Origin of the sequence: Streptomyces sp. SID5464, from assembly GCF_009862985.1 — a bacterium.
In the GTDB taxonomy this organism is placed as follows: Bacteria; Actinomycetota; Actinomycetes; order Streptomycetales; family Streptomycetaceae; genus Streptomyces; species Streptomyces chartreusis_D.
This window is the reverse complement of record NZ_WWIQ01000022.1, coordinates 174535-182292: the sequence shown is the minus strand read 5'-3', so window position 1 is coordinate 182292 and position 7758 is coordinate 174535. Positions and strand designations below refer to the sequence as shown.

6 protein-coding genes are annotated in these 7758 nt (G+C 69.7%); 5 read left to right on the top strand and 1 reads right to left on the bottom strand.

Features of this window, described 5'->3' with window-relative positions; genetic code table 11:
* The coding region (locus GTY47_RS40960) for a VOC family protein (RefSeq protein WP_010032204.1) at positions 1–1236 on the top strand (1236 nt) is incomplete at its 5' end.
* Between the two features lie 227 nt (positions 1237–1463).
* Here the strand turns inward: GTY47_RS40960 and GTY47_RS16370 are convergent.
* Complete coding sequence (locus GTY47_RS16370) at positions 1464–2483, bottom strand: LacI family DNA-binding transcriptional regulator (RefSeq protein ID WP_010032203.1); 1020 nt, start codon at positions 2481–2483, stop codon at positions 1464–1466.
* Positions 2484–2783: 300 nt separating this feature from the next.
* On the opposite strand from GTY47_RS16370, the gene GTY47_RS16365 reads away from it, so the two are divergent.
* From GTY47_RS16365 to GTY47_RS16350, 4 genes are read left to right on the top strand one after another with little or no spacing between them, the layout of a single operon-like run.
* Positions 2784–4175, top strand: coding sequence for an extracellular solute-binding protein (locus tag GTY47_RS16365; RefSeq protein WP_010032201.1), 1392 nt, complete (start codon positions 2784–2786; stop codon positions 4173–4175).
* 5 nt (positions 4176–4180) lie between these two features.
* Positions 4181–5098: a sugar ABC transporter permease gene (locus tag GTY47_RS16360; protein ID WP_010032199.1), complete on the top strand. Its 918-nt coding sequence runs from the start codon at positions 4181–4183 to the stop codon at positions 5096–5098.
* Between the two features lie 4 nt (positions 5099–5102).
* Entirely contained in the window at positions 5103–5945 is an 843-nt protein-coding gene (locus GTY47_RS16355) for a carbohydrate ABC transporter permease (RefSeq protein ID WP_010032197.1), read from the top strand.
* A 47-nt stretch (positions 5946–5992) separates the two neighbouring features.
* Entirely contained in the window at positions 5993–7657 is a 1665-nt protein-coding gene (locus GTY47_RS16350; RefSeq protein WP_010032195.1) for a glycoside hydrolase family 13 protein, read from the top strand.
* Positions 7658–7758 lie beyond the last annotated feature (101 nt).

Sequence of the window (7758 nt, the reverse complement as noted above, 5' to 3'; positions counted from 1 at the left end):
GCCATGGACGTCCTGCAATGGAGCCGCCACTACCGCTGCTTCCCCGGCCAGGGCGGCCTCGACGTGACCTCCCTCGTCCGCCACGCCGTGAACGCCGGCTACCGCGGCCCGCTCTCCCTGGAGGTCTTCAACGACGTGTTCCGCCAGGCGGACGCGGGCAGCACCGCCGTCGACGCGCTGCGCTCGCTGATCGCCCTGGAGGAGAGCGCGGGCATCTCCCCGCTCCCGGCCCCGGTCGTCCCGACCGGCGTGGCCTTCGCCGAACTCGCCACCGCCGACCCGCTGCCCGTGACCACTCTCCTGACCGCACTCGGCTTCCGGCGCACCGGACGGCACACCGGAAAGCCGGTGGACCTCTGGGAACAGGGCGACGCCCGCATCCTGGTCAACCACGGCACCGGAACCCTCCCCTACTCTCGGCTGCGCTCGAGCGGGGGGACCCCCATCGACGGCACGTCCCTGACCGCCATCGGCCTGGAGACCCCCGACCCGAGCGCCGCCGCCCATCGCGCCGAGTCCCTGCTCGCCCCCGTCCTGCCCCGACGCCGCAGCAGCCAGGACGTCCCGCTGGACGCGGTCGCCGCCCCCGACGGCACCGAACTGTTCTTCTGCGTCACCGGACGCCCTGGACATGCCGACTGGACCAGCGACTTCACGGCTACGGCCAACCCGCGGCGGACCCCCTCACCAGACGGGACCGTCACCGGCTTCGACCACGTGGCCCTGACCCAGCCCTGGCACCACTTCGACGAAGCCGTCCTCTTCCACCGCGCGGTGCTGGGCCTGCGCCCGCACGAAAGCGTCGACCTGGCCGACCCCTACGGTCTCTTCCGCAGCAGGGCCCTGACCGGCGCCCACGGCGCCCCGCGCCTTGTCCTCAACCTGGCCCCCAGCCCGGCCACGGACACCCGCACCCGCTCCCAGCACATCGCCCTCACCACCGACGACATCACCGCAGCCGCCCGCCGCACCCGTGCCGCCGGCGCGGAACTGCTGAAGATCCCCGCCAACTACTACGAGGATCTCGACGCCCGCTACGACTTCGCCCCCGGCGAGCTGGACACGTACCAGGAACTCGGCATCCTCTACGACCGCGACGAACACGGAGGCGAGTTCCGCCACTGCTACACGGCCACCGTGGGCCGCGTCTTCTTCGAGATCGTCCAACGCACCGCCGGCTACGGCGGCTACGGCGCCGCCAACGCATCCGTCCGACTGGCCGCACAGCGGCGATGACGGCCCGGAGGAACGGCGACCCGGAAGAGGGGAGTGTGTCAGCGAGCCACCCGCACCGACGCGACCGGATGGGATGCCGCAGCCGTCGCTGTCGCAGGCCGTACGAACGCTGGAGCGGGACCTTGGAACGGAGATAACAAACAGACCCAGGCCACTGACCTGGGGTTTCATCATGGAGCGGGTGACGAGACTCGAAGTACGGAATCTGTGCCGACGGGTGAACAGGGTTACCCGCGCGGCGGCGCCGTACTACCCCTGATCACCAGCTGTGTCGGTACGACGACGTCGTGTTCTGTCTCCTCGCCGCGCAGGATGTCCAGGAGCATCCGCCCGGCACGCTCTCCCTGCTCGCGTACCGGTTGCCGCACCGTGGTCAGGTCGGTCAGCTCGGCGACCGGGTGGTCGTCGATGCCGATGACGGACATGTCGTCGGGGATGCGCAGTCCGGCGCGGCGGAGTGTGCGGATCGCGCCGAGGGCGACCTGGTCGGAGTGGGCGTATACGGCGGTGGGCGGCTCGGGCTGGCTGAGGAGTTTGGCCATGGCGTCGGCGCCCTGGTCGCCGCCCCAGTCGACGGTGACGACGAGCCGCTCGTCGACCGGGATGCCGGCGTCGCGCAGAGCGGAGTAGTACGCGTTCGAGCGGCCCGACGGCTGGACCTCGTCCGGCTGGTCCGGGTCGACTGCCGCGATCATCGCGATGCGGCGGTGGCCCAGGAAGAGCAGGTGGTCCATGGCCTGGCGGCCGGCGGTCTCGTCGTCGATGGAGACGTTCGGGTAGGGCGCGTGCTGGCCGCCCGCGGCGATGATCGTGACGCCCATCAGCTCCAGGCGGCGCTGCTCCTCCTCGCCGACGGGGAAGGCCAGGACCACGACGGCGTCGACCTTGCGGCGGGCGGGCAGGCGGTGGAAGAAGTCGTGGCGGTCCTCGATGCCGTCGACGTGGTAGAGCAGCACGTCCAGGTCGGCCGCGCGCAGGACCGACTCCAGTCCCTCCAGCAGCGCCGCGAAGAACCAGCGGGAGATGTGCGGTACGACCACCGCGACCCGGCCGGTGGCGCCGCCGGCCAGGCGGGACGCCTCGGGGGAGACGACGTAGGAGAGCTCCTCGGCGACCGCGAGGACGCGGCGGCGGGTGGCCTCGGATACGCCGTAGTCGTTGTTGAGCGCGCGGGAGGCGGTGGCCATCGAGACGCCGGCGGCACGGGCCACGTCGGCCATGTTGATCTTCTGGGAGCTCTGCGCCATGCCGGAAGGCTAACCCACCGGCCGAGCTAATAGGAAACGCTTCCGGAATCTTCGGAAGGGTTTCCGAGAATCTCGATGATGCCGATCGCTACCCTGTCCGGCAATCTGATCGTTTCAGCACGTCACATGTATGTTGCGGGTTCGTTACTTGACAGGCTTGCTCGGCCGCCTCACTCTTTCGGGAACGGAAACGCTTCCGAAACGACCTTCGTATCCCCTGTGGCCCGGTCGGGAAGCTCGCCGACCTCTGTCTGCCGACCGTGCCCTGGACCGGCAGCCGCATGGATGCGAGGAGGCATCATGCCCGAGCAGCACCCCACCTCCCCCGTCAGAATCGCCGGCCGACGCCTGCGTGCCCCGCTGGCGTCCGTCGCCGCGGTGTCCGCGCTGGTGACGCTGGCCGCGTGCAGTGCTCCCGGCTCCGGCTCGGACTCCGGCGCGGCGGCGAACCCGACGCCGACCGCCGTCAACACCGCCGTCGCCGACACCCCCGCGGAGTTGACCCTGTTCTCCGCGGCCGGCCTGCAGACGTACGAGCAGGGCCTGGCGGACGCCTTCATGGCCAAGTACCCGAAGATCAAGGTGAAGCTGCGGGTCGAGGCGGACAACAACTACAACACCGTCCTGCCGAGGCTGCTGGCCTCCGACTCCACGCCCGACCTCGTCCAGCCCTACGACCTCCTCGGCGGCGTCAAGGACAACCTGCTCACCAACCTCGACGCCTACGACAAGGCGTACGGCTGGAGCTCGAAGGTCCCGGCTTCCGCGCTCGCGCCCGGACGCGTGTCGAACGGCGCGGTCGGCGGCGGTCCGCTGTATCAGGCGGGCGGTTCGGCGGGCCCGCTGGTCGGCGTCTTCTACAACAAGGAGCTGGCCGCCAAGGTCGGCATGAAGAAGGTTCCCGGCTCCGTCTCGGACCTCGAAGCCGTCATGGCCAAGGCGAAGAAGTCAGGCATCACCCCGATCGTCGCATCCAACCAGGACGGCCTGATCGGCCACCTCTACAACCTGCTGCTGGGCGACTACATGGGCGCCGAGAAGCTCAGCGACATCGTGTACCACCAGCCGGGCGCGAACCTGGACACCCCGGAGGCGGTCAAGGCCACCGGGACACTGCAGAAGTGGATCAAGGCCGGTTACTTCGCCTCCGACGTCAACGCCCTCAACCAGGAGGCGTCGTACGGCAAGTTCACCGGCGGCAAGGGCCTGTTCTTCTTCCAGGGCAGCTGGATCACGCAGACCCTCGACAAGAACTTCAAGGGCAAGTACGGCGTCTTCCCGATGCCGCCGGCCACGCAGGACGGCCCGTACGCGGGCATGACCAGCAACACCCTCGCCTTCTCCATCGCCGCTCGCTCCAAGAACAAGGACGCCGCCGCCCTGTTCCTGGACTTCCTCACCACCCCCGAGGCCGCGAAGGTCGCCGTCGACAACGGCTACGCTGCCCTGACCTCCGGCACGGCCGCCCCGGGCAAGCCGTCGCTGTCGGGCACGCTGACCGAACAGATCCAGGCCGGTTACGCCGCGATCGCCGCCGACAACGGCTTCGACAGCTGGCTGCAGAACGCCGCCCCGGCCCTCAGCACCAAGCTGACCCAGCAGCTTCAGCTGCTGGTCTCCGGCAAGGTCGAGCCCGCCGCGATGGTCGAGACCCTCCAGACCACCTACGCCGACGCACTGAAGAGCAGCTGAGCAGTATGCGATCCATCAAGTCGCCCGCCGGCGCCACCGCCACCCGCAGCCGCCACCGGCTCCGGGCCCGGCGGTGGGCCGGCTGGCTCTTCGCCCTCCCCGCCCTCGCCTTCTACGGCGTCTTCAACTTCCGCCCGGTCCTGATGTCCATCCAGTACTCCTTCTACGACTGGGACGGCGTCGGCGCCTCCACCTGGGTGGGCCTGAAGAACTACACCCAGGTCTTCACGGACAACGAGCAGTTCTCCTCCCTGCTCCACGCCTTCTACCTGATCCTGTTCTTCACCATCCTGCCGGTGACGATCGCCCTGATCACCGCCTCCGTACTACGGCAGCTGCGAGGCCGCTTCACCGGAGCACTGGCCCGCACGCTGCTCTTCCTGCCGCAGATCATTCCCGGCGCCGCCGCCGGTGTCGCCTGGACGTGGATGTACTCCGACAACGGCGTGGTCAACCAACTCCTGCGCGCCATCGGCCTCGACGACGTCGCCCGCCCCTGGCTCGCCGACTTCACCTGGGCCCTGACCGCGGTCGGCTTCATCGGCACCTGGCTCTCCACCGGACTGTGCACGATGCTGCTCCTGGCCGGCATCGGAAAGATCGACAACAGCCTGTACGAGGCGGCCCGCATCGACGGCGCAGGCCCCATCCGCCAGTTCCTGGCCGTCACCCTGCCCGGACTGCGCAACGAGATCGGCGTCTGCGTCACCATCACGATCATCGCCGCGCTCGCCAGCTTCGACGTCGTCTACCTCTCCACCCAGGGCGGCCCCGGCACCCAGACCATGGTCCCCGGTGTCGCCGTCTACAACCTGGCCTTCAACGACGCCCGCCTCGGCGCGGCCTCCGCGCTCGCCGTAGTCCTCGCCCTGGTCGTGATCGCCGTAGTCGTCCCGCTCCAGCGCCTGTTCCGGGAGAAGTAGTCCGATGCCCGCACGCACGCACACCGCACGCGCACTTCGCCGTCGCGCTCCCGGACTCATCCTCATCACCGCCGCCGCGCTCTACTCCGTCGTACCGCTCCTGAGCATGGTCAGCGCGGCCCTCGCCCCCCAGGGCACGTTCCCCTCCGGACTGAGCTGGCCGTCCGACCCGCACTGGCACAACTTCGTCGACGCCTGGAACGTCGCCAACATCACGACCCTGCTCAAGTCCAGCACGCTCATCGTGCTCGGCGTCGTCCCCGCCGCGGTCCTGATCGCGACGATGGCCGCGTACGCGATCGCCGTACTGGAGATCCCGCTGGGCGGCGTCTTCTACACGGTCCTCGTCCTGACACTGACCCTGCCGTACGAGATCGTCATCGTCCCCCTCTACGAACAGACCAGGGCCATGGGCCTGTTGGGCACCCAGTGGGCGCTGATCCTGCCGCTCATCGGGATGAACATGCCGTTCGCGGTGTTCTGGATGCGGGCGCACTTCGCAGGAGTACCGAAGGAGTTGTCCGAGGCGGCGGGCATGGACGGCGCCGGCCCCTGGCGCGCGCTGTTCCACATCCACCTGCCGCTCGCCCGCCCCGCGATCGCGTCCCTGGCGCTGCTGATGTTCCTGTCCACCTGGAACCAGTTCCTGCTCGCCCTGGTGCTGATCGACGACCCCGACAAGCGCACCATGGCAGGCGCGTTGCAGGCGTTCACCACGAAATACAGCACCGACCAGGTCCTGTTGAACGCCGGCGCCCTTCTCATCATGGCTCCCACGATCCTCGTGTTCCTGGTTCTGCAACGCCACTTCGTCAAGGCGCTCCTCCAGGGCTCGGTCAAGGGCTGACCACCACCACCCCCACCCTCCTCTTCAGACAGTCAGGACCGAGCACCATGAGCAATCCGACCCCCACCGCGCTGCCCGCCGAAGCCGCAGCCGATGCCGACTGGTGGCGCAGGGCCGCCATCTACCAGGTCTACATACGCAGCTTCGCCGACGGCGACGGCGACGGCACCGGCGACATCGCCGGCCTGCGCTCCCGACTGCAGTACCTGGCCTACCTCGGCGTCGACGCGATCTGGATCAACCCCTGGTACCCGTCCCCGCTGGCCGACGGCGGCTACGACGTCTCCGACTTCCGCGACATCCACCCCACGTTCGGCACCCTCGATGAGGCGAAGCAGCTGATCGCCGAGGCCCACGAGCTGGGCCTGCGCGTGATCCTGGACATCGTTCCCAACCACGTCTCCGACCAGCACGCCTGGTTCCAGCAGGCGCTGGCCGCCGGGCCCGGTTCGCCGGAGCGGGAGCGGTTCATCTTCCGCGACGGCAGGGGCGAGGACGGCTCCCTGCCCCCGAACGACTGGCACGCGGCCTTCGGCGGCCCCACCTGGACCCGCACGCCCGACGGCCAGTGGTACCTCCACCTCTTCGCCCCCGAACAGCCCGACCTCAACTGGGACAACCCCGAGGTCCGGGCCGAGTTCGAGTCCATCCTGCGCTTCTGGTTCGACCTCGGCGTCGACGGCTTCCGCATCGACGTCGCCCACGGCATGGTCAAGGACCCGGCGCTGCCCGACCTCGGGCTGACCGAGTTCTCCGTCCTCACGGGCGAGGGCCAGCAGGACCACCCGCACTGGGACCGCGACGGACTGCACGACATCTTCCGCAGCTGGCGCGCCATCGCGGACAGCTACCCCGACCCCCGCGTCTTCGTCGCAGAGGCCCATGTGCGCCCCCGCCGCATGCCGGAGTACCTCCGCCCGGACCAGCTCCACACCGCCTTCAACTTCGACTTCCTCAAGTGCCCCTTGGACGCAGGCGCGTTGCGCGATGTCATCGACCGCAGCATCACCAGCCTCGCCGCCGTCGGCGCGCCCGCCACCTGGGTGCTGTCCAACCACGACGAGACGCGCCACGTCACCCGCTACGGCCGCGCCGACACCGGCGTCCAGGCCCTGTTCCGGGACCGGCCGATCCCCACCGACCTCGCTCTCGGGACACGCCGCGCCCGGGCGGCGGCCCTGTTGATGCTGGCCCTGCCGGGAGGCGCGTATGTCTACCAGGGTGAGGAGTTGGGCCTCTACGAGGTCGAGGACATCCCGGAGGAACTCCTCCAGGACCCCATCTGGGAACGCTCCGGCCACACCCTCCGCGGTCGCGACGGCTGCCGAGTCCCCCTCCCGTGGACCGGTGACACCCCGCCGTTCGGCTTCAGCACCTCCGGCGCCGCGCCCTGGCTGCCCCAGCCCGAGGACTGGAAGTCGTACACCGCCGAGGCCAACCGGGCCGACCCCGCCTCCATGCTCCAGCTCTACCGCGCTGCCCTGCGCCTGCGCCGCACCGAGCCCGGCCTGCGCGGCGAGGAGTTCCGCTGGCTGGAGAGCCCGCAGGGCACGCTGCTCTTCGAGCGGGGCAACGGCGTGGTGTGCGCGGTGAACCTGTCCGACCAGCCCGTTTCCCTCCCCGCAGGCCACAGCCCCCTCCTCGCCTCGGGGCTGCTGGACGATGAGGGTCTGCTGCCGCCGGACACCACCGCCTGGCTGCACCGGGGCTGACCTCACCTCAATCCACCAGGGCCTGTCCGGTGTTCCTCCCCGCCATCCGGACAGGCCCCGGTCTCATTGCGGGAGCCAGCCGAACGATGCTCCATGGAGGA

Coding starts and splice junctions, on each gene's coding strand:
- GTY47_RS16355 (WP_010032197.1), top strand. CDS start 5,103: ATGCCCGCACGCACGCACACCGCACGCGCACTTCGCCGTCGCGCTCCC.
- GTY47_RS16360 (WP_010032199.1), top strand. CDS start 4,181: ATGCGATCCATCAAGTCGCCCGCCGGCGCCACCGCCACCCGCAGCCGC.
- GTY47_RS16370 (WP_010032203.1), bottom strand. CDS start 2,483: ATGGCGCAGAGCTCCCAGAAGATCAACATGGCCGACGTGGCCCGTGCC.
- GTY47_RS16365 (WP_010032201.1), top strand. CDS start 2,784: ATGCCCGAGCAGCACCCCACCTCCCCCGTCAGAATCGCCGGCCGACGC.
- GTY47_RS16350 (WP_010032195.1), top strand. CDS start 5,993: ATGAGCAATCCGACCCCCACCGCGCTGCCCGCCGAAGCCGCAGCCGAT.